The following is a 23,065-nucleotide window of genomic DNA, read 5'->3' on the forward strand; positions in this document are numbered from 1 at the left end:
CCCCCCCCCCCCCCCCCCCCCCCCCCCCCCCCCCCCCCCCCCCCCCCCCCCCCCCCCCCGCCGGGCCCGATCCGCTCGCGCTGGACGAGGCCGCGGACGCCCGCACCCCGAGCCCCGCGCTGTGGGCCACCGCCCGGCGGCTCGGGCGCCAGCTGATGCGCGCCGCCCGCGCCACCTGGCCGTCGCCCGAGCTGGACGCCCTGGCCGCCGCCCGGCCGCGCGGGGCGCATCAGCCCGTGGTGCTCGGCCTCACCGCGCGCGCCGCCGGGCTGGGGCCGCTAGACGCCGCGTACGCCGCCGGGTACGAGGCGATGAGCGGGCCCGCGACCGCCGCCGTACGGCTGCTGAGTCTCGACCCCTTCGACGCCACCGCCGTCCTCGCCCGCCTCGCCCCCGAGCTGGACCAGGTCGCGGCGCGGGCCGCCGACGCGGCGCGGCGGGCACTCGACGAGGGCCCGGGCGCGCTGCCCGCCGCTTCCGCGCCGCTGCTCGACATCGCCGCCGAACAGCACGCCACCTGGTCCGTACGCCTCTTCGCCTCGTAACCGGGCCCGTGTTGCCCCCTGCCCGCCCCTGTTGGAATTCCGGAGCCGTCCATGCATCTCGACCACGCGGACACCTACCCCCCACGCCACACCTACGGCGCCACCGGCCGCCGCCGCCCCGACGGCACCCGCCGGGCGCTGCGCATCGGCCTCGGCGGACCGGTGGGCTCGGGCAAGACCGCGACCGTCGCCGCGCTGTGCCGGGCGCTGCGCGACCAGCTCTCCCTCGCCGTGGTCACCAATGACATCTACACCCGCGAGGACGCCGAGTTCCTGCTCCGCAACGCCGTACTGCCGGCGGAGCGCATCACGGCCGTGGAGACCGGTGCCTGCCCGCACACCGCGATCCGCGACGACATCTCCGCCAACCTGGAGGCGGTCGAGGAGCTCGAGGAGGCCGTGGGTCCGCTCGATCTGATCCTGGTCGAGTCCGGCGGCGACAACCTCACCGCGACCTTCTCCAAGGGCCTGGTCGACGCGCAGGTGTTCGTCATCGACGTCGCGGGCGGCGACGACATCCCCCGCAAGGGCGGCCCCGGCGTGACCACCGCCGATCTGCTCGTGGTCAACAAGACCGATCTGGCCCCCTACGTCGGCTCGGACCTGGCGCGCATGGCCCGCGACGCTGAGGCCCAGCGCGGTGAACTCCCCGTCGCCTTCACCTCCCTGGTCGCCGAGGACGGCGTCCGCCCCATCGCCGACTGGGTCCGCGGCCGCCTGGCCGCCTGGACGGCGGCCCCGGCATGACCCCCGCCCCGGACGCCGCGCCTGGGGCGAGTGGTGCACCGCCGCACTCCGCGCCGCGGCCGCCGGGGCGCGCCCCGGAGCGGGAAGCCCCGGACGCCCGGTGCGGCCCGGCCGCTTCGGGTGCGGCGGCCGCTTCGGGTGCGGCGGCCGCCTCGGCTACGACCGTCGCCTCGCGTGCGGCGGGCGCCTCACCTGCACCGGCGGGCACCTCGGCCACAACGGGCATCCCCGGCACACGCGTACGGGCCACCGCCCGTCTCGTCGCCGAGGCGGACGGGCGCGGCGGCACCGCGCTGCCCGTGCTCGCCGGGGACGGGCCGCTCGCGTTGCGCCGGACCCGGGGCATGGGCGGGGAGGCGTGCGTCACCGTGGTCGGGGCCATGAGCGCACCCCTCGGCGGCGACCGCATCGCCATCGAAGCGACCGTCGGACCAGGTGCCCGGCTGCGCATCGGTTCCGCCGCGGCCACCATCGCCCTGCCCGGGCGCGCGGCCGGGCCCGCGCACTACGAGATCCGGCTGACCGTCGCCGACGGCGCCACCCTGCACTGGCTGCCCGAGCCCCTGATCTCCGCCCATGGCAGCGAACTGCTGATGACCACCCGGATCGAACTCGCCCCCACCGCCCGCCTCGTGTTCCGCGAGGAGCAGATCCTGGGCCGTACCGGCGAATCACCGGGCCATCTGACCAGCCGCCTCACCGTCCACCGCGCCGGGCGCCCGCTGCTCGACCAGGAGCTCGCCCACGGCCCCGGCGCCCCCGGCTGGGACGGCGGCGCGGTCCTCGGCGGCCATCGGGCGGTGGGCCAGCTGCTCGTGGTCGATCCGGCCCATGACGCTCGTCCCATCACGCCCCGCGGCCTCGCCGAGACCGCCGTCCTCACGCCGCTGACCGGCCCGGCGGCCCTCGCCACCGCCGTCGCTCCGGACGCCCTCCACCTCCGCCGGGCTCTCGACGCGGCGGTCACCGCCGTGGGTTGATGTTCACGTCTTGATAAAGAAACGGCGGTTTGCCCTGTACTCGGCGGTAAGCAAGACAGAAGAATCCCCCTGACACTCTGTGATCATCGCCGCTCCTGGCGGCGCAACAAAGCAGGGGGATGAGTAAGTGAGACGCACAGCACTCTTCGGCGCGACCGGCGGTGTGATCGCCGGTGCGCTGATAACCGGTGCGCTGGCCGCCCCCACGGCCGGGGCATCGGAACGGACGCCCGGTGGGGCCGCCGAGGCCCGTGGGGTGGCGGTGGCCGCGGCCAAGGCCGCGAAGAAGGGCATCGACTGGACGGACTGCCCGGCCGACTGGGGGCTCGCCAAGCCCATCCAGTGCGGCTACGTCACCGTGCCGCTCGACTACGCCAAGCCGAACGGCCGCACCATCAAGCTCGCGGTGGACCGGATCGGCAACACCGGCTCCGCCTCCGAGCGGCAGGGCTCGCTGATCTACAACCCGGGTGGGCCCGGCGGCTCCGGGCTGCGCTTCCCGGCCCGGGTCACCGCCAAGAACCCGCTGTGGACGAAGGCGTCGAAGGCGTACGACTTCGTCGGCTTCGACCCGCGCGGGGTGGGCCACTCCACGGCCATCTCCTGCGTGGACCCCCAGGAGTACGTCAAGGCACCGAAGTTGGACCCGGTGCCCGACAGCGAGGCGGACAAGCGCGTCCAGCGCAAGCTGGCCCGCGAGTACGCCGCGGGGTGCAAGGAGCGCAGCGGCTGGATGCTGCCGCAGATGACGACGCCCAACACCGCCCGGGACATCGACGTCATCCGGGCCGCGCTCGGCGACAAGAAGCTCAACTACCTGGGCGTGTCGTACGGTACGTACATCGGCGGGGTCTACGCGACGCTCTTCCCGACCCATGTGCGCCGGCTGATCGTGGACAGCGTGGTGAACCCCTCGCGGGAGAACATCTGGTACCAGGCCAACCTGGACCAGGACGTCGCCTTCGAGACGCGCTGGAACGACTGGAAGGCGTGGGTGGCGAAGAACGACGCCGCCTACCACATCGGCGACACTCCGGCGAAGGTCCAGCAGCAGTGGGAGAAGCTGCGCGCGGCCGCCAAGAAGAACCCCATCGGCGGGGTCGTGGGCCCGGCCGAGCTGCTCGGGTTCTTCCAGAGCGCTCCGTACTACGACTCGTCGTGGGCCACGGTCGCCCAGGTGTGGAGCGACTACCTCGGCGGCGATGAGAAGGCGCTGGTCGAGGCCGCGGGCCCGGACATGTCCGACACCGCGGGCAACATCGCCTCGGAGAACGGCAACGCCGTCTACACCGCGGTCGAGTGCGCCGACGCCAAGTGGCCGACCAGCTGGTCCAAGTGGGACCGGGACAACACCCGGCTCCACCGCGACTACCCCTTCCTGACCTGGTCCAACGCCTGGATGAACCTGCCGTGCGCCACCTGGGGGGCCAAGCAGCGGACCCCGCTGGAGGTGGGGGCCGCCAAGGGGCTGCCCAAGACGCTGATCGTGCAGAGCACCCGCGACGCCGCCACCCCGTACGAGGGCGCGGTGGAGCTGCACAAGCGGCTGAAGGGCTCGCGTCTGGTGACCGAGAAGGACGCCGGTTCGCACGGGGTCACCGGTCTGGTGAACCCGTGTGTCAACGACCGGGTGGACGCCTACCTGCTCAAGGGCACGGTGGACGCCAAGGACGTGACCTGCGCTCCGCACGCCACGCCGGTGCCCGCGAAGTCGGGCGCGTCCGCGAAGGCGGCCAAGGCCGCGAAGGAGGCGGGCCCCGTCGTCAAGTAGTCGGCTAAGCGCTTCGCTGGAAGTGCCCCGACCTGCCGTCGATCGTCTGCGGCGCCGTCGTGGCTGGTCGCGCCCGCGCGGCGGAGCCGCACATCGACACAGCCCCGCGCCCCTTCGGGGCGCCACCGAATCGCGGCCGACTTCCACCGATCCGCTTAGCCGGCTAGCCGGCGTTATGCGGTGCTGGGCCGGGCCCGTGCGTTCACCGCGCGGGCCCGGTTCCGCTGCTCCGGCGCGTGTCCCGCAGCCACGCGTCCTCGGCCGCGTAGTCGAACAGATCGGTCATCGGGTCGTAGGCGGCGGCCATGTCGGGGAAGGCCGTACGCCAGTCCGGGGTGGCCGCCAGTTGCTCCGTCAGCCAGGCGACGGTGGCCGGCAGCGATTCCGCATAGCCGGTCACAGGGCGGTAGCCCAACTCCCGTTCGGCCGCGGACATGTCGTAGACGAGGGGGTGGGCCAGGCTCCAGGGGGTGCTGCCGACATGCGGATGCGGCGGCTCCCCGTCGACCGGCACCAGCTCGCCGCGCACCTCCAGCACCGCGTCCACGGCGGCGGCGATGTCGGCGACCGTCGGGGCCTGCGGATCACCCGCGTTGAGCACCCGTGAACCGGGCCGGTGGGCGGCCAGCCGCACCAGCTTCGCGAGGTTGTCGACATGCACCGGGTGGAACCGGCTGCGGCCGCCGTACGCCAGGATCCGCACCGGCCGCCCGTCCAGCGCCCGTTTGACGAAGTACAGCTCACGGGGGGTGCGGCAGTGCGGGCCGTGGATCGCCCCGGCGCGCAGCAGGGTCGTCGGCAGCCGGTCCCCGGCGGCCAGCAGCTCACGCTCCAGCGTCACCTTCCGGCCGCCGTAGCCGTCGCCCGGCGGGACGGTCCGCTGGGACTCGGGGAGCGGCACCGGATAGCGCGGGGCGCCGTCCGGCCGGTCCTGGGTCCCGAAGCCCCGGCCCTGGTCGTCCTCGTACACCGCCCCGGTGGTGATCACCACCGCCGAGCCGATCCGGTCGGCGAGTCCCAGCAACTGCCGTGCGTGCGCCCGGCCGTAGGCGACACAGTCCAGCACCACATCGCAGCCGTCGCCGATCAGCCCGGCCACCGCGGCGTCGTCGTCCCGGTCCACGGCCACGCTCTCCACCGACCCGGGCCATCGCTCGTCGCGGCCCCCGCCGCGCGAGGCGGCCCGCACCCGCCACCCCTCCTCGGCGAGCGCGCGCACCGCCGCCCGGCCGATCTGCCCCGTCGCCCCGATCACACATGCGTTCCCAGTGCTCATGCCGGAACGCTAAGGGCCCGGGCGACACGCTGCCCAGACTCCTTCGCCATGAGCAGATTCGCCCTCGGCCGATCATTCACGGTCAAAGGGTGAGTGCAGATGATCGCTTTTTCACGCTCTTTGAATTCACCGTGATGCATTCCGAAGAAAAAAGCATCTTCGATTCATGCGACGGCGAAACCGCTATGCTCCAGGGCCCATGACGGGCTGATTCCTCGCCCGTATTTCGCACTCATTTTCTCTTCGCTGTTTTTAAGGATGCCCATGGTTTTCGCCGGCACCTCATCCGGAGGCGGCACCTCACCCGGAGGCCGACGGCCCGCCTCCACGCTCGTATGGGTCATCCCTCCCGCCGCGATGGCGCTCTGCGCGGCGCTGGCCGTCGTCGTGGTCCCGTCCGGGGCGCGGGCCGCGGTCGCCTGGTGCGGAGTGGCGGCGACGCTCGCCGTGGCCCTCGCGGCGGCCGAGGCGATGCGCCGCGGCCGGCTGATCACCACGCTGCGCGCCCGGCTCACCGCCCAGGATGCCGAGCTGCGGCAGCGCCTGGCCGACCAGGAGGCGGAGATCCGGCGGCTGACCCGGGAGGTGCTCCCCGCGACGGTGGCCCGGCTGCGGCGCGGCGCCATGGTGCACGAGGCGATGAAGGACGTCGACTACGCGCCCCGGCTCGACCCGGACTTCGACGCCGCCCACGAGCAACTGCTGCGGTGGGTGCTGGACACCGTGCGGACCGAGGAGGACCTGAGGGACGCGGCCCAGCGGGCGTTCGTCAACATCGCCCGCCGGGTGCAGGCCATCGTCCACCAACAGGCCCAGGACATGCGGGAGATGGAGGACAAGCACGGCGCCGATCCGGATGTCTTCGAGGATCTGCTCCACCTGGACCACGGCAACGCCCTCATCGGCCGGCTTGCGGACTCCATCGCGGTCCTGGGCGGCTCCCGCCCGGGTCGCCAGTGGCAGAAGGAGGTGCCGCTGTTCAACGTCTGCCGCGGCGCCATGTCCCGCATCCTCGAGTACGAGCGGGTGGATCTGCACTCGGTGGCTGACGTCGCCATCGTCGGCCCCTCGGTGGAGCCGCTGATCCACGCCCTCGCCGAACTGCTGGACAACGCCACCCGCTACTCGCCGCCCAAGACCCGGGTGCACCTGACCGCGATCGAGGTCCAGTCCGGGGTCGCGATCGAGATCGAGGACGCCGGGGTGGGCCTGTCGGAGGAGGCGCGCAGACGCACCGACGCGGTGCTGCTCCAGGCGGCCACCGGATTCGACCTCAACGACCTCGGCGAGACACCGCGGCTCGGCCTGGCCGTGGTCGGCAGGCTCGCCGTGCGGTACCGGTTCCAGGTCTCGCTGCGGCCCTCGGCGTACGGCGGGGTGCGCGCGGTGCTGGTCGTACCGCAGGACATCATCTGCCCCACCCCCGCGCCCGGCGGCGCCATCGCCCGCGCGGCCAAACTGCCCCCGCCCAAGCCCATCAAGCGGGCCACCCCGCTGCCGTCGCCCACCCGCACCGGCCCGGTGGCACAGGGCGGCCCCGGCCCCGGCCCCGGCTTCCGGCAGAACGGCGCCGGACTCCCGCAGCGCCGCCGCCGGATGCCCATGGTCGCCCCGGCCCCCTCGGCCCCACCGTCGTTCCGTGTCGGCTCCGCGCCCCCGGCGGCGCCCGCCCCGCCCCGCCAGCCGGTACAGCCGGGGATCTGGCTGGACGCCTTCACCAAGGGGCTCAACGGTGAGCCGATCCCGGCGGCGGACGCCGCCACGGACCCGCCGGACCCCCGGAAGTCCCCCCACACCCCGGACAGCCCGAGCACCCCGCACACCCCGAACACGTCGGACAAGGATGAGTAGGCAAGTGACGCAACCGCGGTTCAACATGGACTGGATGCTCCGGGACCTGGCGTCCAGCGTTCCGGAGACCCGGCACGTGGTCCTGCTGTCCTCGGACGGCCTGTGCATGGCCCAGGTCGGCACGGACAAGGACACCGCCGACCGGCTGGCCGCCGCCTGCGCGGGGCTACAGAGCCTCTCCGGTGCGATCGCCGCCGAATTCCCCGAGGGGGACGGCCGGATGCGGCTGGTCGTCATCGAGGTCGACGGCGGGTTCTTCTATCTGATGGCGGCCGGGATCAGCTCGTATCTGGCGGTGCTCGCCGAGGACAGCGTGGACGCCGGGCTGATGGGCCAGTGCATGAGAGATCTTGTCGCCCGGCTCGGGGAGCACCTCAGCAGCCCGCCGCGGGTCGACGGACGCGTGACATGAGCGAGCCCGGCAAGCCGTGGGACGAGGGCGGCCCGGAGCGGCTCTACACCGTGAGCCGCGGCCGCGCGCCGCAGGAACCCCGGCACCGGCCCGTCGAGCTCGTCAGCCTGATCGTGGCGCGTGCGGAACCGGAGCCGGGGACGGCCCCCGAGGCCGCGGCCGTGCTGAGGATGTGCCAGTTCCCGCTCTCGGTGGCCGAGATCTCCGCGTATCTGGTCCTGCCGGTCTCCACCGTCACCGTGCTCCTCGCGGGGCTGCTGCGGGAGGACCGGGTGGAGGTCAGGGCGCCGGTCCCGGCCGCCGTGCTGCCCGACCCCGAACTGCTTCAGGCGGTGATGCATGGACTACAGAACCTCTGAGGGAATCGCCGGACCGCGCAGCGAGGACACCCTCCCGGCCTCCGCGGCCGCCGCCGTCAAGGTCGTGATCGTCGGCGGCTTCGGCGTCGGCAAGACCACCATGGTCGGCTCGGTGAGCGAGATCCGCCCGCTGACCACCGAGGAGACCATGACCCAGGCCGGGGTCGGCGTCGACGACATCGCGGGGATCGAGCGCAAGACCGAGACCACCGTCGCGATGGACTTCGGCCGGATCAGCCTCAACGAACGGCTGGTGCTCTATCTGTTCGGCACCCCCGGCCAGGAGCGGTTCTGGTTCCTGTGGAACGGCCTCTTCGAGGGTGCCCTGGGCGCCGTCGTCCTGATCGACACCCGCCGGCTGGAGGTCAGCTTCGACGCGGTCGGGCGGCTCGAGGAGCGCGGGGTGCCCTTCGTGGTCGCGGTCAACGCCTTCCCCGAGGCCCCGGTCCACCCCATGGCGGAGCTGCGCTCGGCCATGGACCTGCCCGACACCGTACCGATGATCGACTGCGATGCCCGTGACCGGGCCTCCAGCCGCGACACCCTCCTCGCCCTCGTGCGCCATCTGCAATCCCTCCACACCGTGACCCCGGAGACACCGTGACTCCTCATCCCGACGACCCCGGCACCGGGCCCGCCGATCCGCCGCCCACCCGGTGCCCCGTCCACCCCGCGCCCTCCCACGGAGGCGGCGCTCTGGTGGACCTCCTCGGGCCCGAGAACGAGAAGGACCCGATGGGGCTGTACGAGCGGCTGCGCGCCGAGCACGGCCCGGTGGCCCCGATCGTGCTCGACGGTGGCATACCGGCCTGGCTGCTGCTGGGCTACCGCGAGAACCTGGAGGTCTCCCGCACCCCCTCCCGCTTCTCCCGCGACTCCCGCCACTGGCACGCCTGGAAGGACGGCGGGATCGGCGCCGACTCACCCCTGCTGCCGGTGGTCGGCTGGCAGCCCATGTGCACCTTCGCCGACGGCGACGAGCACGAGCGGCTGCGGGCCGCGCTCACCGAGTCCATGGGGCGCTTCGACCGCCGCGGGATCCGCCGCCATGTCACCCGCTTCACCCACCAGCTGGTGAACGACTTCTGCGCCGACGGGGGCGCGGAAATGGTCACCGCCTTCGCCCAGCAGCTGCCCATGCTCGTCCTCACCCAACTGCTGGGCATGCCCGACGAGTACGGCCCACGGCTGGTCGAGGCCACCCGGGACCTGATGAAGGGCACCGAGACGGCCCTGCGCAGCGACGCGTACGTCACCGACGCCCTCAAGGGCCTGGTGGACCGCAGGCGCGCCGAACCCGGCGAGGACCTGGCGTCCTGGCTGCTGGCCCACCCCTCCGGGCTGACCGAGGAGGAGGTGGTCCAGCATCTGCGGCTGGTGCTGCTCACCGGCAACGAGACCACCACCAATCTGATGGCCAACACGCTGCGCATGGTCCTCACCGACCCGCGCTTCCGCGCGTCCCTGGCCGGCGGCCATATGACGCTGCCGGACGCCATCGAGCATGTGCTGTGGAACGAGCCCCCGCTCACGGTCGTCCCCGGCCGCTGGGCCACCGGGGACACCGAGCTGGGCGGTCAGCGGATCAAGGCCGGGGACATGCTGCTGCTGGGGCTGGCCGCCGGGAACGTGGACCCGGCCATCCGTCCCGACATCGCCGCGCCCATGTACGGCAACCGGTCCCATCTCGCCTTCAGCGGCGGCCCCCATGAATGCCCGGGGCAGGACATCGGCCGCGCCATCACGGACACCGCCATCGACACCCTGCTGCTGCGCCTGCCCGATCTGCGGCTGGCCGTGGACGAGTCCGAGCTGACCTGGCTCTCGTCCTGGATCTCCCGCCATCTGGTGGAGCTGCCGGTGGAGTTCATGCCCCGGCGCCCCGAGCCGGACATCATGGACCTCCCCGTCGAGGCCCTGCTCTCCCCGCGGCAGCGGGTGCCGTCGATCTCCGAGGAGGCGCCGGGCCCGGTCCCGTCCGGCACCGAAGGGCCCGAGGCGGCGGCCCCCGGGCGCGTCCCGTGGTGGGTGGCGTTATGGCGGTGGCTGCTGGGCAGGCCCTCGGGGGCCGCTCCGGAGGGGTCCGCTCCGAAGGGGTCCGCCGCCCGGTAGAGCTCAGCCCCGGGCCACCACGACCCCCACGGTCAGCAGTCCGAGCACCACCCAGCTGAACCACAGCCAGCCGTTGCTCCCCAGAGCCACGGTGTAGGCCGTCACCAGCACCAGACCCCCCACCGTGGCCATCGTCATCGCCTTCGCGGAACCGGGCATCCCCGACCTCCTCACGGCGGTCCAGGCGCCCCTTCGCCAGGACCCGGGCCACCCAGGGCCCGGGTCCATGGTCTCGCGGTCCTGGCCCCGGCCGCTACGGGGTGTCCGGTGGGTCTTTGTGCGGCTCCGCCGCGTGGCCCGCCGTAGGCGGCAAGGCTCGGCGAACCCTTACTGGCTCCGGGACTGGAGCGAGGCCAGATACGCGTTGTACGCGGCGAGCTCCTGGTCGCCGTCCCGGTCCGCGGTGCGGTCGATGCGCCGCGCCTGGCGCTGCTCGGACTTGTACCACTGGTAGACCAGCGCCACCAGCACGATCACCGACGGGATCTCGCTGAAGGCCCAGGCGATACCGCCCGCCCAGGTCTGGTCCGACAGCGCGTCGATGCCCAGCGAGGCGGGCGGGTGCTGGTACGCGCCGATCATGGGCTCGGACGCCATCATCAGCGCGATGCCGAAGAACGCGTGGAACGGCATGCCCGAGAACAGCTCCAGCATCCGCATCACATAGCCGGGCCGGTGCGGGCCCGGGTCCACGCCCATGATCGGCCAGAAGAAGACCAGGCCCACCGCCAGGAAGTGGACCATCATCGCGATATGCCCGGCCTTGCTCTCCATCAGGAAGTCGAAGAGCGGGGTGAAGTACAGCGCGTACAGGCTCGCGATGAACAGCGGGATGGTGAACGCCGGGTGGGTGATGATCCGCATATAGCGGCTGTGCAACAGCGCGACCAGCAGCTCCCGGGGCCCCTTGCGGCCGCGTCCGGCCGCCGGGAGGGCCCGCAGGGTCAGCGTGACCGGCGCGCCCAGCAGCAGCAGGATCGGCGAGACCATGCTGATGATCATGTGCTGCACCATATGGACGCTGAACATGACCATGCCGTAGTCGTTCAGCTTGGTGCACATCGTGACCGCGATGGTCAGCACCCCGAGCACGAAGGAGACCAGGCGCCCCACCGGCCAGGCGTCGCCGCGCCGCCGCAGCCGCGCGACGCCCCAGCCGTAAAGACCGAGCGCCAGCACACAGCCGACCAGGAAGAACGGATCGCCGCCGAACTCCAGCCCGCGAGCGAGGGTGAACGGCGGCAGATCCATGGTCATGCCGTGCCCGCCGTGATCCATCGAGTATCCCCGGCCTTCCTGCTTCTACCCGGTGCGCACCAAATGTGCCCGCACCAGCGTAGAACCCGTCAGCTCACAGCACGCACTCGGCCTCGGCGTACCGCTCGGTGGGGACCGTCTTCAGCCGCTCCACGGCCGCCGCGAGCGGCACCAGGGTGATGTCCGTGCCGCGCAGCGCGGTGATCGTGCCGAATTCGCCGCGGTGGGCCGCCTCGACCGCGTGCCAGCCGAAGCGGGTGGCCAGCACCCTGTCGTACGCCGTCGGGGTGCCACCGCGCTGCACATGGCCCAGGATGACCGCCCGGGCCTCCTTGCCGAGCCGCCGCTCGAGCTCCACGGAGAGGTGGCGGGCGATGCCCGCGAAGCGCTCGTGTCCGTAGACGTCCGTGCCGCCGGCCTCGTAGTCCATCGTGCCCTCGCGCGGCTTGGCGCCCTCCGCCACCACCACGATCGCGAACTTCTTGCCCGCCTCGAACCGCGCCCCGACGGTCCTGGTCAGCTCCTCGATGTCGAACGGGCGCTCCGGGACGACGATGGCGTGGGCGCCCGCGGCCATGCCGGAGTGCAGCGCGATCCAGCCGGTGTGCCGCCCCATGACCTCGACGATCAGCACCCGCTGATGGGACTCCGCGGTGGTCTTGAGCCGGTCCAGGGCCTCGGTGGCGACCCCGACCGCGGTGTCGAAGCCGAAGGTCACATCGGTCGACGCGATGTCGTTGTCGATGGTCTTGGGCACGCCGACGATCGGCAGCCCGGCGTCCGAGAGCAGCCGGGCGGCCTTCAGCGTGCCCTCCCCGCCGATGGGGATGACCGCGTCCAGGCCGAGCTCCGCCACATGGCCCTTGGCCCGCTCCACACCGTCCCGCAGATGCTCGGGGCGCACCCGGGTGGAGCCGAGGATGGTGCCGCCGAGGGCCAGGATGCCGCTCACGGCGTCCAGGTCGAGCTTGCGGTAGTCGCACTCCAGGAGGCCCTTCCAGCCGTCCTGGAAGCCGATCACCTCATCGCCGTGGTCGACGGTGGCGCGGTGGACGACTGACCTGATGACCGCGTTCAGGCCGGGGCAGTCGCCGCCGGACGTGAGCACACCAATGCGCATGGCACGCATACCTCTGTCTGAGATGGGGGCCGACGGCCGGACCGCGTCGTCCGGCGGAACCCCGCCACCCTACAAGCGGGCGGGTGGCGGGGGCGCGCTCGACGGCCGGATGTCCGGCATGCGGTCACCCTGCGCTCGAACGGCGTCTGAGCTGCGCTCGAGCGAGCGGGACGCGGCTCAGGCGGGCTGGGTCGCCGCCGCGATCCGCTCGTTGCGCAGCGCCTCGTACCACTGGTCGTTGACCGGCGGCAGCGCGTTCACATCGAGGGCCAGCTTCAGCAGGTGGTCCGCGATATGCGGATTGCGGGCCATCACCGGGCCGTGCATGTACGTCCCGAAGACGGTGTCGCTGTACGCGCCCTCGAAGCCGTCCCCGGTCCCGTTTCCGTTGCCGAACCGGACCCGGGCGAAGGGGCGGGCGGTCGGGCCCAGGTGGGTGACGCCCTGGTGGTTCTCGAAGCCGGTCAGCGGGGGCAGCGCAAGCCGCTCGTCGATGTCGGCCAGCACGTCCCCGACGCACCGGGCGCCCTCGCCGCGGGTGCTGACCACGTCCAGCAGCCCCAGGCCCTGCTGGCGCTGGCCGAGGTCGTTGACGAACTCATGGCCGAGGATCTGGTACCCGGCGCACACCGAGAAGACGATCGCCCCGTTGGCCACCGCCCGGCTCAGCCCGCCGTCCCGCATCAGCCGCTCGGCGGCCAGCCGCTGCGGACGGTCCTCGCCGCCGCCGATCAGATAGACGTCCCCGGAGGTGGGGATCTGCTGGTCGGAGCGGACGTCCAGGCGGGAGACCTCCAGCCCGCGCTGGCGCGCCCGGCGCTCCACCACCAGGACGTTGCCCTGGTCGCCGTACGTGCTCAGCAGGTCGGGGTAGACCCACACCAGACGCAGGCCGTTCTGGCTCGTGCTACGCATCTTCGTGCCTCTCGTACGGGGGTCAGTTGCCGACCCGGCGGCGCAGGTCCTGGAACGCGGTGTAGTTGGCGATCACCTCGATGCGGCCGGGCGGGGAGATCCGCACCGCCTCGTCCGCGTCCGCGCAGACCCGGAAGTCCAGCCCGGCGACCTCCAGGCGCACCGCGAGGTCCAGCTTGCGGTCGCCGATCAGGCAGATCGGGTGCCCGGCGAGCCGGGTGTAGTCAACGTCCCACAGCCAGGAGGTGTCGGTGCCGTCGGCGCCGCGCGCGTTCACCGAGAGGATCACCGGGGTGGGCGGCGGGTCGATCAGCGAGAAGGTCTCCAGCCAGCCGGCCGGGTTCTTCGCCAGCAGCAGCCGCAGCTGGCGCTCCTGGAAGGTGACCACGTCATACCGGCCGGCCACGGCCTGGACCTGGTACATCCGCTCCAGCGCGACCTGCGGGGGCACCCCGAAGGTGGCGGCGACGGCGGCCGAGGTGGCCGCGTTGGCCTTGTTGGCGCGGCCGGGGAGCTGGAGCTGGATGGGCCAGGCGGCGCCGTGCGGGTCCAGGACGTAGTCGCCGTTCAGCGCCCAGCTGGGGACCGGGCGGCGGAAGCCGCACTCCGCGCAGACCCAGTCGTCGCCCGGGCGCTGGAGCACACCGCCGCAGGACGGGCAGGACCAGGCGTCGTCCTTCCACTCCTGCCCGGCCGCGACCCACACCACATTGGGGCTGGAGGAGGCGGCCCAGACGATCAGCGGGTCATCGGCGTTGGCGATCACGACCGCCTTGGAGCCGGTCAGGCCCTCGCGCCACTTCTCGGCGAGCATCCGGGTCTCGGCGGCGCGGTCGAGCTGGTCACGGGAGAGGTTGAGGAGCGCGATGGCCTTGGGCTCGGTGTCGCGCGCCACACCGGCGAGGTACTTCTCGTCGACCTCGATGACGCCGTAGCGGGCATCGGAGCCGCCCGCCAGGGCCGAGGTGATACCGGCCGGCATATTGGCGCCCAGCGCGTTGGAGACGACCGGGCCGGCCGCCCGCAGCGCCTCGGCGATGAGCCGGGTGGTCGTGGTCTTGCCGTTGGTCGCCGACACCAGGATGACGTCCAGGTGCTGCGCCAGCCTGCTGAGCAGATCGGGGTCGAGGCGCAGGGCCACCTTGCCGCCGATCACCGATCCGCTGCCGCGGCCCGCGGCCTTCGACACCGCCGCCGCGGCCCTGCCCGCCGTCACGGCCAGCTTGGCCCGCGGTGACAGCGGCTCCGAGTTGCCTGCCATCGTCTTCTCGATCCTCCTCGCATACCGGCGCCGCTGCTGCCCCCCGAGGCGCCGGTGGTACGCCCCCTCCGCGCCGCGTCGCCGGCCGGGAGGCCACGGTCGGAGAGCAGCCTATCGAGATCCGGCGGCTGTCCCGAATTCCGGCCGCGCGCGGGGCCCACCTCACCGGCGCCGTAAGCTTGACCGCCATGCGACATGGCGTGATCCCGGGCAGCCGCGGAGCGGTGCGGCCCCTGCGTCTCCTCGGCGATCCGGCGTTGCGCGCGCCGTGCGCGGAGGTCACCGCGTTCGACGCCGAGCTGGCCCTGCTGATCGAGGACATGTACGCCACGATGTACGCGGCCCACGGGGTGGGCCTCGCGGCCAATCAGATCGGTGTGGGGCTGCGGGTCTTCGTCTTCGACTGCCCGGACGACGAGGATCACCGCCATCTGGGGCATGTCGTCAACCCCCGGCGGGTCGCGGCCGACGGGGTGACGGTGCGCGGGCCGGAGGGCTGTCTGTCACTGCCGGGCGTCGAGGCGGGCACCGCGCGCCACGACGAAGTGGTGATCGAGGGCGTGACGATGACCGGGGAGCCGGTGCGGATCGAGGGCACGGGCTTCTTCGCGCGCTGTCTTCAGCACGAGTGCGACCATCTGGACGGCGGGCTGTTCATCGACCGGCTCACCGGGCTGCGGCGGCGCAGGGCGCTGCGCGCGATCCGCCGCGCCCCCTGGGCGCCGACCGGCGGGGCCGAGGCGGTGGAGCCGTAGGGGCGTACGTGGTGCCCGGCGGACCACGCCGCCTCGATATGCGGCTCCGCCGCATCAGCGGACCATGGGCGGAGCCGAGGCCGGGGAGCTGCCGGGGCCTCAGAAGCCCGGTGCCCCGACCCGGTCGTCCGCCAGCGAAAGCCGCCCCCACAGCAGATCGGTGAGATGGTGCACCAACTGGCCGCGAGCGCAGGGGCGGTCGCGCAGCCACCAGTCACCGGCCGCGTGCATCATGCCGACGATCCCGTGGCCCCAGACCCGCGCCACCTCGTCGCCGCCGGGCCCCAGTTCCACCCGCTCCGCGATCACCGTGGCCAGCTCCTCGCCGAGCCGCCGCAGCAGCGGTGCGGAGTGGTGGCCGACGTCGAAGCCCTGCTCCGGCTCCGGCTCCGGCTGGCCGTGGTCGGCGGGGTGCATCAGGAAGCGGTACACCTGGGGCCTGGCCTCGATCGCGGCCAGATAGGTGTCCAGCGTGGCCTCCACGCGCTGCCGGCGGTCGTCGGCGGGCGCGTCCAGGGCCGCGCGCAGCGAGGCGAGCAGGGCGTCGGTGTGGCGCTTGGCGAGGGCGCGGTACAGTCCGCCCTTGTCTCCGAAGTGGCGGTACAGAATGGGCTTGGTGATGCCCGCTTCGGCGGCGATGGCGTTCATCGAGGCCTCTGGTCCGTCACGCAGCACCACCCGGTCCGCGGCCTCCAGCAGCTCCTTGCGCCTCTGCTGGGCCGTCTGCCGCTGGTCGTCCCGCTGGCTGGTCCCGGTCCGCATGCGTTGCCTCCCCGTCCCCCGATGTCGTACTCGCGCCTTCGCGCCTCGCGCTTCCCCGCGCGATCGCGCCGCGCGCTGAAGCGCAACGTAACACCCGAGGGGGCGGCGGGGCCCGCGCGCCCGGGGGAGTTGACATCGCCTACTGGGCGGTAACAGACTGCTGTTACCGCAGGTAACAAGCACGTGGAGGGGTCATGGCGGAGTTCTCGTTCGAGCTCGACGACGATCAGAAGGCGGTGCGCGACTGGATCCACGGCTTCGCCGCGGACGTCATGCGCCCGGCCGCCGCCGAATGGGACGAGCGCGAGGAGACCCCCTGGCCGATTATCCAGGAGGCCGCCAAGATCGGCCTGTACTCCCTGGACTTCTACGCCCAGCAGTACTTCGACCCCACGGGCCTCGGCATCCCCATGACCATGGAGGAGCTGTTCTGGGGCGACGCGGGCATCGCCCTGTCCATCGTCGGCACCGGCCTCGCCGCGGTCGGCGTCCTCGCCAACGGTACCGAAGAGCAGATCGGCACCTGGATCCCGCAGATGTACGGCGACGCCGCCGATGTGAAGGTCGCCGCCTTCTGCTCCTCCGAGCCCGACGCGGGCTCCGACGTCGGCTCGATGCGCACCCGCGCCGTCTACGACGAGGCCAAGGACGAATGGGTGCTGAACGGCACCAAGACCTGGGCCACCAACGGCGGTATCGCAGGCGTCCATGTGGTGGTAGCGGTCGTCGACCCCGAGCTCGGCTCCAAGGGCCACGCCTCGTTCATCGTCCCGCCGGGCACCCCCGGTCTTTCCCAGGGCCAGAAGTTCAAGAAGCACGGCATCCGCGCCTCGCACACCGCCGAGGTGGTCCTCGACCAGGTGCGGGTGCCCGGCAGCTGCCTGCTCGGGGGCAAGGAGAAGCTGGACGAACGCCTCGCGCGCGCCCGGGAGCGGGCCAAGTCGGGCGGGGAGCGGCTGAAGAACGCCGCCATGGCCACCTTCGAGGCGTCCCGCCCGGCCGTGGGCGCCATGGCGGTGGGCACCGCCCGCGCCGCGTACGAGGTGGCGCTCGACTACGCCAAGACCCGGCAGCAGTTCGGCCGTCCCATCATCGACAACCAGGGTGTCGCCTTCCAGCTCGCCGACATGCGCACCCGGATCGACGCCGCGCGGCTGATGGTGTGGCGCGCGTCGTGGATGGCCGTGAACGGCCGGCCCTTCGAGTCGGCCGAGGGCTCCATGTCCAAGCTGTTCGCCAGTGAGACCGCCAAGCAGGTCACCGCCCAGGCGGTGCAGATCCTCGGCGGCAACGGCTTCACCCGCGAGTACCCGGTCGAGCGGATGCACCGCGACGCCGCGATTTATACGATCTTCGAGGGCACCAGCGAGATCCAGCGCCTGGTCATCGCCCGCACCCTCTCCGGCGTCCCGATCCGTTAGGCCGGATCCGCTGTCGCCGGGGGCGGCGGGCGCGTCAGACGGGGCCGACCCCCGCGCCGAAGCGCCGTTTCCGGGAGGCGAACGCGGCCAGCAGCGCGCGGAGCTCCTCACCGGTGAAGTCGGGCCACAGGGTGTCCACGAAGAAGAGCTCCGCGTAGGCCGCGCGCCAGAGCATGAAGTTGGAGATGCGCTGCTCCCCGGAGGTGCGCACCAGCATGTCGATGTCCGGCAGATCGGCGTGCGGCAGATGGCGGGTGAACAGCGCCTCGTCGATGGCCCCCGGGTCCAGCACGCCGTCCGCCGAGGCGCGGGCCAGCGAGGTGGCGGCGCGGGCGATCTCCTCCCGGCCGCCGTGGTTGAAGCAGAAGGCCAGCGTCATGGCCCGGTTGTCGCGGGTGTCGTCCTCCGCGCGGCGCAGCGCGGCCAGCGTGGCCCGGGGGAGCCGGGCCTCCGAGCCCAGCCAGCGCAGCCGCACCCCCCGCTCGCCGTAGCCCCGGAAGACATCTGCCAGCTGGGCGGTGAGCCGCATCAGGGCGGCCACCTCGCCCCGCGGCCGGTTCCAGTTCTCGGTGGAGAAGAAGAACAGCGACAGGTGTTCGATGCCCTCCTCCAGGGCCGTGTCGACCACCCGCGGCAGTGCGAGCACCCCCGCCTGATGGCCGCGGGTGCGGGAGAGGCCGCGCAGGGCGGCCCAGCGGCCGTTGCCGTCCATGATGATGGCCAGGTGCCGCGGCCGCCCCGGTGCCTCGTCCTGGGGGCCGCGGCGCTGCCGTACGACGGCGGGGGCACCGGCGACCGACGCCCGCAGCAGCCGCTTGACGGAGGGCACCCTCCAGGCCCCGACCTCGAACACCCGCGCGTCCCTCCGCCTCGCTTCCCGGCGCCGTGTCTGACGACGCGACGGGGGCGGGGGTTACCTCCCCGGTGGCCGAACCATTCGTTTGGTCGTCACCATTCGTTTGGTCCGCACGCCGTCACGGCTTGCGCGCCACGCCCCCGTGGACATCGGTGGTCTCGATATCCGTCTCGGAGGGGGCCGGGCGCCACAGCGGACACGACACGATACCGGGCTCGATCAGCTCCAGACCCTCGTAGAAGCGGCTGATCTGCTCGACGCTGCGCAGCACGTACGGCACGGCGCCGGTGTCGTCGTAGCCCTGCTGCGCCTGCTTGAGAGCCTGGTCGGTGTCGGTGCTGTCGTAGTGCACGAAGTAGCTGCCGGACGGTAACGCGGCCTGGAGCCGCCGCACGATCGACACCGACTCGTCGTAGTTCTGGATGTGGCCGAGGATGCCCATCAGCATCAGGGCGATGGGCCGGTCGAAGTCGAGCGTCTTCGACGCGGCCGCCAGGATCCGCTCGGGCTCGTGCAGATCGGCGTCGATGTAGTCGGTCACCCCCTCGCGGGTGCTGGTGAGCAGCGCCTGGGCGTGCCGGAGCACCAGGGGGTCGTTGTCCACGTAGACGATGCGGGCCTCGGGTGCCACCCGCTGGGCCACCTGGTGGGTGTTGTCGTACGTGGGCAGCCCGGTGCCGATGTCCAGGAACTGCCGGATCCCGCACTCGCCCGCCACATGGGTGACGGTGCGGATGAGGTACGCGCGCGAGGCGCGGGCCATGGTCTCGATGTTCGGGGCGACCTCCCGGTACTCGTCACCGGCGATCCGGTCGACCTCGTAGTTGTCCTTGCCGCCCATCCAGTAGTTCCAGATCCGGGCCGAATGCGGCACCGTGGTGTCGATCTTGGTCAGGGCCTGCTGGTCGGGGGTGGACGAGCCGTCTGTCATAGCGCCAGTCTCCTGCCGTGCGGATGCGATTCGCGGGGCACCAACTTAGGGCCGGTGCCGGGGAGTTCAGCTCTGCTCGGCGAACGGCCCGGGGGAACGGATGCGCGGGAAGGGCCGGGCGAACGAGGCCACCGGGGGCTCCGGCGCCGCCTCGCCGTGGCCCGGATCCGGGTCCGGGCCGCCGCCGGAGCCCGGCCGCTCCTCGACGGTGAGGACCGGGGCGTGCTCGGCGAGGGTGGAGAAGGCGTGGTCATAGCCGGTGACCGCGGCGTCGATCTCCGCGAGGGCCGCCGCCGAGCCGCCGCGCGCGGCCAGCCGGTCCTCCAGTACGTGCACCGGGGCGGTCACGTGGACGAAGGCACCGTGGCGCTCGGCCACCGCCTCGGCGAAGTCGAACGCCTGAATCCACGTCACCCGGGAGTGGCCACGGCGCAGCGGCCCGTAGACGAGCTCGCCGACCAGCCCGGCGTCGACCGCGAGCGCACCGTCGTGCTGGAGGAGTTCGCGGTACGGCCGTACCGGGTCGACATGGGGGAGGTCACGGGAGGCGCGGGTGACGGCGTAGCCGTGCCGGCGGGCGAGACCGGTCAGCAGCGCCTCCCTGCCGACTCCGTCGCAGCCCTCGACGATCAGGGTGCGGTGCTGTGTCACCGCCTGGTCGAGGTTCATTACGGCATCCTGTCGGTCCCATGGGCTCTGCACATCTGCAAGGGGGACGACACCGCCGCCCGCCACGGCGTCTTCAGTGTGCGTGGCGGGACGGCGGGGACGGGAGTGCGGTGCGGGGTTGTGCGGTTGTGCGGGCGTAGTGGTTTTCGGGGATTTTCGGGAAGCGGGCCGTGGACGGCCGCTTCAGGCGATGAGGAAGTCCGCTTCGCCGGCCTTCGCCGCCTCCAGGAAGGACGCCACCTCCGCGCGGGTGTAGATCAGCGCGGGTCCGGCCGGGTCGGTGGACTGGCGCAGCGCGATCCGCCCGTCCGGCAGTCGCTTGGCCTCGATGCAGGTGCCGCCGTTGGACCCGCTCCAGGGCTTCTCCCAGCCCTCCGTGCCCAGGTCCGTGGCCGGCATTCCGGAGTAGACGGGGTCATGCATCTCAGTGCTCCTTACGCAGTTCGGCCAGGATGGTGCTGGAGTCGCCGATCGGCTCGGCCTGGACCGCCATCCGGTCCAGGACCTCGAGATAGGCGACGACTTCGGCCGGCTTGTCCACATAGACCGCGCCGGTGAGGCTCTCGGTGTAGACGACGTCCGGCAGTTCGGAGAATCCGAAGCGGAAATAGTGGAAGGGGCCGAAGGCCCCGGGGTGCGGTCCCGCCGCGAACCGCATGATCTGGAGCCTGACCTTGGGGATGTCCAAGGTGTCGATGAGGTGGTCGATCTGGTCGCGCATCACCCGCGAGCCGCCGACCGGGCGGTGCAGCACCGTCTCGTCGAGGATGGCCCAGATGGTCGGCGCCTCCGGCTTGGTGAGCAGGCTCTGGCGCTTGACCCGCAGCGCGATCCGGCGCTCCAGCTCCTCCTCGGTGTCACGCGGGAAGCCCATGCGTAGCACCGCTCGCGCGTAGTCCTCCGTCTGGAGCAGCCCGGGCACGTAGTGGGGCTCGTACGCGCGAATGACGGTGGCCTCACTCTCGAGGCTTACGTAAACACTGAACCAGTCCGGAAGCACATCGCGGAACTGATGCCACCAGCCCGGCTGGTTGGCCTCGCGTGCCAGAGTGAGGAAATCCTCCATCTCCGGCCCGCGGACGCCGTAGTTCCGGAGCAGCTCCTTCAGATACGGGATCTTGAGGCCGACTTCCGCCTTTTCCATCCTGCGCACGGTCAACGGGGTGACCTCGATGGCTTTCGCGGCTTCTTCGAACGACACCTTGGCCCGCTCCCGCAGATGCCGCAGACGCTTGCCCAGGACTCTCCGCAGGACGGTGGGGGCGGCGCCGGTCGGCCGTGCCTCGCTCACGTCCGCCTCCCGTAGGAATGGCTGTCATATGCCTGCACAGTGTGCCACGCGATGGATGACACTGACAGAGCGAGCGGAACGCTTTGAAATTATCAGAACGAAGGTTGCGGGGTGACGGCTTCACCACGCATAGTGAGCACGTGACCCATCTCACCCTCGATGGCGAGGGCTCCCAACCACCCATGTTCACAACGTCGTTGAGGCCCCCGGCCGACCGGTGGGCGGCGGGCGACGGGGATCCCAGAGACCGCCGTGACTCGAAACCGGGACGGTCACGGTGACGCATCAGGCACAGCCGGCAAGCGGACGCCAAGCCGCCGTGGCCAACGGAGCGCTGGCCGCCGCGCTGAAGGAATCCGGGTGCTCCTACGCCTCGTTGGCCCTGCGGGTCAATGAACTGGGCCGTAGGCAGGGGCGCGAGTCGAACTACGACAAGGCGTCCGTCACCCGCTGGCTGCAAGGCGGACAGCCGCGCGGCACCACGCCGGAGCTGATCGCCGCCGTGCTCTCCCACCGGCTCGGCAGGCCCGTGGGCCCCGCCGAGCTGGGGTTCATCTCCGACCGACAGCGCCCGGTCGTGGCCCGGGCGCTGGCCTACCGGGAGGACGTAAGCGAAACCTTGCACACGCTCGCCGAACTCGGCTCCACCGACATATCCCGCCGCAGCCTGCTGGGTGCGGTGCCCTTCGTCGCCGGCGCGCTGGTGACCCCACAGCGCGAATGGCTGCTGTGGCTGGTCGAGAACCAGGACAGCGCCCGGCTCGCACCCGCGGCCGAAGGCGGCCGCGTCGAACAGGTCCACGCGGCGATCAACATGTTCGACGAGATGGACAATCGCTTCGGCGGCGGCCAGGTCCGCGCCAGCATCGTGCTCTATCTGTCGACCGAGGTCGTCCCCATGCTCCAGCAGCGCGGCGCGCCACCGCAGGAGCGCCGCCAGCTGTTCACCGCGGCCGCCAAGCTGGCCGCGATGGCCGGCTGGAGCAGCTATGACAACGCCGAATACGGCTTGGCCCAGCGCTATATGACCCAGGCGCTGCGGCTGTGCGCCGAGGGCGGCGACCGGGTCCTGGGCGGTCAGATCCTGGCCGGCCTGTCCCATCTGGCGACCAACCTGGGCCAGCCCGAGGCGGGGGTCGAGTTGGCCCGGGTCGGTGTCGCCACCGCCAAGCACGCCGGAAGCCCGCTCGGGCTGATGCGGCTCCATGCCATGGCCGCCCGTGGCTACGCCGCACTGAACCAGCCCCGGGAGGCGTCCAAGTCGCTGCGCGCGGCCGACGCCCAGCTGGAGGAGAGCCAGGGCCCCGACCAGGAGTCGCCCTGGGTGCGCTTCCTGGACCACCACTATCTGGCGGCGGAGGCGGCGTTGTGCTTCCGCGACCTCGGCAACGCTTCCGACGCCGAGCACGCCGCCACCGAATCCGTGCGCGCCAACGCCGACCGGCGCCGGCGCCAGGCCATCAGCAGATCCGTGCTGGCCACGGCCTGTCTCCAGCAGAACCGGCTGGACGAGGCCATCGGTACCGCGGGCGAGGCACTCGACACGCTCAGCGGGGTGCACAGCGAGCGCTCGATCCAGGCGCTGCGCGACTTCCGCACCCGGCTCCGGCCGCACCGCGGAGAGCCCATGGTCAGGGAGTTCGAGCAGCGCTCCCGGACCGTGCTGGGCGTGGCCGCCTGAGGCATCCGGCCTCGGGGCCCCGCCCCGCCGGAGCCTTGAGCGAAGTCTCCGGCCGCTCCATGTGGGCGGCCGGTGGCGTGTCCGGAGCGCCTC

The 23,065-nt window shown here is 72.2% G+C and carries 24 protein-coding genes; 12 read left to right on the forward strand and 12 right to left on the reverse strand.

Annotation, left to right across the window (positions count from 1 at the left end; all coding sequences use genetic code 11):
* From ABD329_RS09885 to ABD329_RS09900, 4 genes are all read left to right on the forward strand, one after another.
* The coding region (locus ABD329_RS09885; RefSeq protein WP_344316243.1) for an urease accessory protein UreF at nt 1–545 on the forward strand (545 nt) is incomplete at its 5' end.
* Nucleotides 546–596: 51 nt separating this feature from the next.
* Nucleotides 597–1,292, forward strand: a complete 696-nt coding sequence (ureG, locus tag ABD329_RS09890) for an urease accessory protein UreG (protein ID WP_198281166.1) — start codon at nt 597–599, stop codon at nt 1,290–1,292.
* Nucleotides 1,293–1,516: 224 nt separating this feature from the next.
* Nucleotides 1,517–2,272, forward strand: coding sequence for an urease accessory protein UreD (locus ABD329_RS09895; RefSeq protein WP_198281169.1), 756 nt, complete (start codon nt 1,517–1,519; stop codon nt 2,270–2,272).
* Nucleotides 2,273–2,399: 127 nt separating this feature from the next.
* Complete coding sequence (locus ABD329_RS09900; protein WP_198281167.1) at nt 2,400–4,043, forward strand: alpha/beta hydrolase; 1,644 nt, start codon at nt 2,400–2,402, stop codon at nt 4,041–4,043.
* A 202-nt stretch (nt 4,044–4,245) separates the two neighbouring features.
* Here the strand turns inward: ABD329_RS09900 and ABD329_RS09905 are convergent, their stop codons facing one another.
* Nucleotides 4,246–5,319 carry an NAD-dependent epimerase/dehydratase family protein gene (locus ABD329_RS09905; protein WP_344316244.1) on the reverse strand — a complete coding sequence of 358 codons (1,074 nt, stop codon included), beginning with the start codon at nt 5,317–5,319 and terminating at the stop codon, nt 4,246–4,248.
* A 264-nt stretch (nt 5,320–5,583) separates the two neighbouring features.
* On the opposite strand from ABD329_RS09905, the gene ABD329_RS09910 reads away from it, so the two are divergent.
* The 5 genes from ABD329_RS09910 to ABD329_RS09930 are packed head-to-tail and all read left to right on the forward strand — an operon-like array spanning nt 5,584 to nt 10,053.
* Nucleotides 5,584–7,170 (forward strand): sensor histidine kinase, encoded by a 1,587-nt coding sequence (locus ABD329_RS09910; RefSeq protein WP_344316245.1) that lies wholly within the window; start codon nt 5,584–5,586, stop codon nt 7,168–7,170.
* On the forward strand, nt 7,163–7,582 hold the full coding sequence (locus ABD329_RS09915) for a roadblock/LC7 domain-containing protein (protein WP_198282370.1): 420 nt from the start codon (nt 7,163–7,165) through the stop codon (nt 7,580–7,582). The genes ABD329_RS09910 and ABD329_RS09915 overlap by 8 nt, the downstream gene beginning before the upstream one ends.
* A complete protein-coding gene (locus tag ABD329_RS09920) occupies nt 7,579–7,941 on the forward strand; it encodes a DUF742 domain-containing protein (RefSeq protein ID WP_037959976.1) in 363 nt (120 codons plus the stop codon). The genes ABD329_RS09915 and ABD329_RS09920 overlap by 4 nt, the downstream gene beginning before the upstream one ends.
* Entirely contained in the window at nt 7,922–8,545 is a 624-nt protein-coding gene (locus ABD329_RS09925) for a GTP-binding protein (protein ID WP_198282369.1), read from the forward strand. Before ABD329_RS09920 ends, ABD329_RS09925 begins: the two co-directional genes overlap by 20 nt.
* Nucleotides 8,542–10,053 carry a cytochrome P450 gene (locus ABD329_RS09930; protein ID WP_425574309.1) on the forward strand — a complete coding sequence of 504 codons (1,512 nt, stop codon included), beginning with the start codon at nt 8,542–8,544 and terminating at the stop codon, nt 10,051–10,053. The genes ABD329_RS09925 and ABD329_RS09930 overlap by 4 nt, the downstream gene beginning before the upstream one ends.
* A 3-nt stretch (nt 10,054–10,056) precedes the next feature.
* On the opposite strand, the gene ABD329_RS09935 is transcribed toward ABD329_RS09930, so the two are convergent.
* The 5 genes from ABD329_RS09935 to ABD329_RS09955 form a co-directional block, all read right to left on the reverse strand.
* The gene (locus ABD329_RS09935; protein WP_167442820.1) at nt 10,057–10,212 is read right to left on the reverse strand and encodes a hypothetical protein; all 156 of its coding nucleotides are present in this window, start codon (nt 10,210–10,212) and stop codon (nt 10,057–10,059) included.
* A gap of 168 nt (nt 10,213–10,380) precedes the next feature.
* Entirely contained in the window at nt 10,381–11,331 is a 951-nt protein-coding gene (locus tag ABD329_RS09940) for a cytochrome c oxidase assembly protein (protein ID WP_198276623.1), read from the reverse strand.
* 73 nt (nt 11,332–11,404) lie between these two features.
* Nucleotides 11,405–12,430, reverse strand: a complete 1,026-nt coding sequence (locus ABD329_RS09945; protein ID WP_198276622.1) for a 6-phosphofructokinase — start codon at nt 12,428–12,430, stop codon at nt 11,405–11,407.
* Nucleotides 12,431–12,607: 177 nt separating this feature from the next.
* Nucleotides 12,608–13,345: a type 1 glutamine amidotransferase gene (locus tag ABD329_RS09950; RefSeq protein ID WP_198276621.1), complete on the reverse strand. Its 738-nt coding sequence runs from the start codon at nt 13,343–13,345 to the stop codon at nt 12,608–12,610.
* Between the two features lie 22 nt (nt 13,346–13,367).
* A complete protein-coding gene (locus ABD329_RS09955; RefSeq protein WP_198276620.1) occupies nt 13,368–14,606 on the reverse strand; it encodes a Mur ligase family protein in 1,239 nt (412 codons plus the stop codon).
* Between the two features lie 188 nt (nt 14,607–14,794).
* Here ABD329_RS09955 and def point away from each other — a divergent pair, with 188 nt between their 5' ends.
* Nucleotides 14,795–15,361 carry a peptide deformylase gene (gene def / locus ABD329_RS09960; protein ID WP_198276619.1) on the forward strand — a complete coding sequence of 189 codons (567 nt, stop codon included), beginning with the start codon at nt 14,795–14,797 and terminating at the stop codon, nt 15,359–15,361.
* Nucleotides 15,362–15,460: 99 nt separating this feature from the next.
* On the opposite strand, the gene ABD329_RS09965 is transcribed toward def, so the two are convergent.
* On the reverse strand, nt 15,461–16,123 hold the full coding sequence (locus ABD329_RS09965) for a TetR/AcrR family transcriptional regulator (RefSeq protein ID WP_198276618.1): 663 nt from the start codon (nt 16,121–16,123) through the stop codon (nt 15,461–15,463).
* A 194-nt stretch (nt 16,124–16,317) separates the two neighbouring features.
* Here ABD329_RS09965 and ABD329_RS09970 point away from each other — a divergent pair, with 194 nt between their 5' ends.
* A complete protein-coding gene (locus ABD329_RS09970) occupies nt 16,318–17,544 on the forward strand; it encodes an acyl-CoA dehydrogenase family protein (RefSeq protein WP_198276617.1) in 1,227 nt (408 codons plus the stop codon).
* Between the two features lie 34 nt (nt 17,545–17,578).
* Here the strand turns inward: ABD329_RS09970 and uppS are convergent, their stop codons facing one another.
* From uppS to ABD329_RS09995, 5 genes are all read right to left on the reverse strand, one after another.
* Nucleotides 17,579–18,397, reverse strand: coding sequence for a polyprenyl diphosphate synthase (gene uppS, locus ABD329_RS09975; RefSeq protein ID WP_198276616.1), 819 nt, complete (start codon nt 18,395–18,397; stop codon nt 17,579–17,581).
* 121 nt (nt 18,398–18,518) lie between these two features.
* On the reverse strand, nt 18,519–19,331 hold the full coding sequence (locus tag ABD329_RS09980) for an SAM-dependent methyltransferase (protein WP_198276615.1): 813 nt from the start codon (nt 19,329–19,331) through the stop codon (nt 18,519–18,521).
* 66 nt (nt 19,332–19,397) lie between these two features.
* Nucleotides 19,398–20,000, reverse strand: coding sequence for a DEAD/DEAH box helicase family protein (locus tag ABD329_RS09985; RefSeq protein ID WP_198276614.1), 603 nt, complete (start codon nt 19,998–20,000; stop codon nt 19,398–19,400).
* Nucleotides 20,001–20,183: 183 nt separating this feature from the next.
* The gene (locus ABD329_RS09990; RefSeq protein ID WP_198276613.1) at nt 20,184–20,423 is read right to left on the reverse strand and encodes a DUF397 domain-containing protein; all 240 of its coding nucleotides are present in this window, start codon (nt 20,421–20,423) and stop codon (nt 20,184–20,186) included.
* 1 nt (nt 20,424) lies between these two features.
* The gene (locus ABD329_RS09995) at nt 20,425–21,291 is read right to left on the reverse strand and encodes a Scr1 family TA system antitoxin-like transcriptional regulator (RefSeq protein ID WP_198276612.1); all 867 of its coding nucleotides are present in this window, start codon (nt 21,289–21,291) and stop codon (nt 20,425–20,427) included.
* Between the two features lie 319 nt (nt 21,292–21,610).
* On the opposite strand from ABD329_RS09995, the gene ABD329_RS10000 reads away from it, so the two are divergent.
* Entirely contained in the window at nt 21,611–22,972 is a 1,362-nt protein-coding gene (locus tag ABD329_RS10000; protein ID WP_309142691.1) for an NsdA family TPR-like regulatory protein, read from the forward strand.
* Nucleotides 22,973–23,065 lie beyond the last annotated feature (93 nt).

Source organism: Streptomyces javensis (assembly GCF_039525925.1).
Taxonomy (GTDB): domain Bacteria; phylum Actinomycetota; class Actinomycetes; order Streptomycetales; family Streptomycetaceae; genus Streptomyces; species Streptomyces asiaticus.